The organism is Moorena sp. SIO1G6, from assembly GCF_010672795.1.
Lineage (GTDB): Bacteria > Cyanobacteriota > Cyanobacteriia > Cyanobacteriales > Coleofasciculaceae > Moorena > Moorena producens.
In genome coordinates, this window is sequence record NZ_JAAHFZ010000139.1 from 1 (window position 1) to 3,099 (window position 3,099).

A 3,099-nucleotide genomic window follows, 5' to 3' on the forward strand; every position below is an offset into this window, starting at 1 on the left:
AGATTAGCGATCGCACTCTTATACACACTTAACTCTTTTTGTCAATTTAGGGCGATCGCCTCTCTATGCACACTTGACTCTTTTTGTCAAGTTTTATGTTAAGAAAGATGTTTATAAAGCATAGCTTAATAAGGGGGATTTTGAGGTTCATAGCCGTACCTCATCAATGAAATAAACGCTATATATTATCGACTCCCTACTCCCTATTCCCTACTCCCTACTCCCTACTCCCTACTCCCTACTCCCTAATCTTGATAAACCCTACAAATATCAGCGCCAATTTTATTAACTTTATCAACTAATTCTTGAGGTTGGATTACTTTAACTTTGCCGCCAAAACCGATAATCCATGGAAAAAAATCGACATCCTCTAATGCCCACTTGGGTAATATTACTTGAAAGCGATTGGTAAAATTGGGGTCTTTGGTTTTAGGAAGTGAAAACAAGGATTTAGGCAAGCTGGGATTTGCTGTTAAGGGGGGAGACATTTTTATGTGTTTGAAGCGCTTGGTTCCTTCACTTACAAATCGGAACATATCGTCATTAAACCACAGTTCAACGGTGACCTGAACTGCTGACTGTTCTGATTTATTGCTACTGAGTAACTGTTGCTGTTGGCTAGCACTATTACCAAGAAATAATCCGGCACTTGCTTCGTGGAGTTTTTCCAGCTTCTGCAAGGATTGCCATTGTTGTTTCATATCGCGGGTTTGGCCAAGGGCACGACCGAGAAAGAGTCGGTCTAATCGTCCAAACCGGAATAGTTTATCCTGGTTACCGCCGTGGTGCTGAAATGCTAAATACCAGGCGTGATTGTAAAATACTATTTGCAGGGGCCAAGCTTGAAAAAATCCGTCGTGATCTCCAGCAAATCGGCCACCGCCTTTAATTCGATTTAATTCTAATAATTCCCCTTGGGCGATCGCATTTTCTAGTTTGTCTAGATGATTGAGCAAGGCTGAATCCTGGAGGGAGTCGGCATCTACGATACAGCGATTGCGAATTGCTCGCACTGGATAGGTGGAAGGGGGGTCTAATTTTGAGTGGGTCATCCGTTGCTGGAACATCTCATAGGTAGAGAGTGCCATGGGATCCTCTAAACTTTTGGCTTGAGATTGCAGCACTGCAAATACTTTACCGAGTTCCTGCCTAGAGAATATGCCGGTGCCTGCAAAATAGCCTTGCTTGAGGGGAAAGTTGGGTAATATCTTATAGGGTTTGAGGATTTTTTCGATATCTTTGCGCAGGGTATGGATGCCGTTGCCGATGATGATTTTATCGTCTTGGAGGGCATTTGTCAAGGTTTTGAGGCTACTATTTCCGGATTTTGGCAAAAAAGGATGATGCAAGATAAACCGAATTGTCTTGATCAGACGCTGAAAGGGTTCTAGATCGGAATAGGCATGGGTGAGTAGATGGGGATTCTGTACTATGGGCAGGATTAGCTCAGAATGGCGTTGCTGAATTGAAGTATGAATGTGCGATCGTCTGGTTTTGGTCAAGCCCCCTAAATCCCCCAACTTTGCGGTGCGACCCAAGGGCGATTTACTCGCCCATTGGAAAGCGCACCGGGGGGGACTTTCAGAGTTTTGTTCCCCCCAGAATTGGGGGGCTAGGGGGGCAGAATCATACCCAGAATCAGCAACGCCCTCACCATTGTGATCATTGCTGTTAATTAGCCCATTGTCCTGTAGCCACTGTAAATCCGTTGCAATCGCATTCGGGTCACCATAGATTTCTCCCTTGAGTTTGGCCATCAAAGCACAGACTTCTTGGAGGGGAGTGGCAAAATCGGGCACTGTTCCCAAAACCCGTTCGATCTCTGTTGGGTCAGTGCTGTGCAACGTCCCTATGTTGGGATAACGAATAATGGTTCTTCAATACCTTTTATGCTAAATTTACAGTTAAAAAACTCATCAAGCTTACTGTATAAGGAAACTTCTGGTATTTAACTAACAATTTTTTTTAATACGGGCTCTTTCCACTCCTCCGTTCGCGTTTGGCCGTAGGCCACGCGGGGCGCGTTCGCGCAGCGTCGGCTTTGGCGAAAGCGTGGCCTACGGCCTCAGTCCCTGCTCCGAAGCTTCCTTCTTCCTTTACAAAACGAGCTTTTATTCAGCATAATAAATAAGGCATTTTTTTTAGAGTAAACTCATATAAATTAGTCTCAAAAACTACAGATGAAATTTATTTGATAGTACTACAAAACGGCAATATGCTGGATAGATGTCAATAAGCGGCTTTAATTATTAATAAGCCCGAGATGATTGAGAATGTGATTTGAGAAATCTGAAAAATTCTAATGGCAATTCGGCTTCGCCGACGCGGGGCGCGTTCGCAACGGTTTATTCTTTATTGCTCAAAATACGTTGAAAGTTCAGGGATTTAGTAGAACAAATGTACTTATTTTTACCTCGATTTTTTCCAATTTTAATAAAATTTGGTTTAATCATATTTTTTTAAGTTATAATTTATACCAAAGTAGATCAGGGTAAGCGCAAGAAAAAATGACTCATAATTTGCATTGGCTGGATATCGGTTGATCGTCGCTCGAAACCCCTATAATCTCGTATAACTTTACTCGCAATAGAGTTTATTTGTTGAGAATGACGCGGTTTTTTTCTCAATAAGCCCTGGCTGATTGATTCTTGCGCTTACCCTGATTATTCGGCTACAATCGAAATGTCTTGACTAAGTTAAATCAAATATTACAATTATACTGAAATATATATATTGAAAATTATGAATAGTGAATTAGCAGATGTAGAGTCGATTTTAATAGACACAACGAAACGAAAAAAGACGATTAATAGCCCCTTCTTGCATGGGCTGCAAAGAAAGCATTTTATTTTTTTTCAAATTTTACCATTTGGACTAACAATAATTGCTTTACTTTCAATTCCATATCTTCCATTTGGCTGGTTTGAAATATTCCTATTTGCTCTCTTTTGGTTAATCAATGGCTTGGGGATGTTAGAGTCGATGCCCGGTATTATCCGGGGCACCTCTCCTTCGGAACCGTGCATGAGACTTTCATCTCACACGGCTCCTAGATATCCTCTCCTTTCGGAGTGCTCCAGTGTATCTGTTGGTGGCAGC

1 protein-coding gene and 1 pseudogene are annotated in these 3,099 nt (G+C 41.9%); one reads left to right on the forward strand and one right to left on the reverse strand.

Annotated features, from left to right (window positions below; genetic code table 11):
• Positions 1–245 precede the first annotated feature (245 nt).
• Positions 246–1,844: a WYL domain-containing protein gene (locus F6K63_RS36470; RefSeq protein WP_287314957.1), complete on the reverse strand. Its 1,599-nt coding sequence runs from the start codon at positions 1,842–1,844 to the stop codon at positions 246–248.
• 898 nt (positions 1,845–2,742) lie between these two features.
• Between F6K63_RS36470 and F6K63_RS36475 the strand changes: the two are divergent.
• Positions 2,743–3,099: pseudogene (locus F6K63_RS36475) on the forward strand (hypothetical protein); the annotation flags it as partial.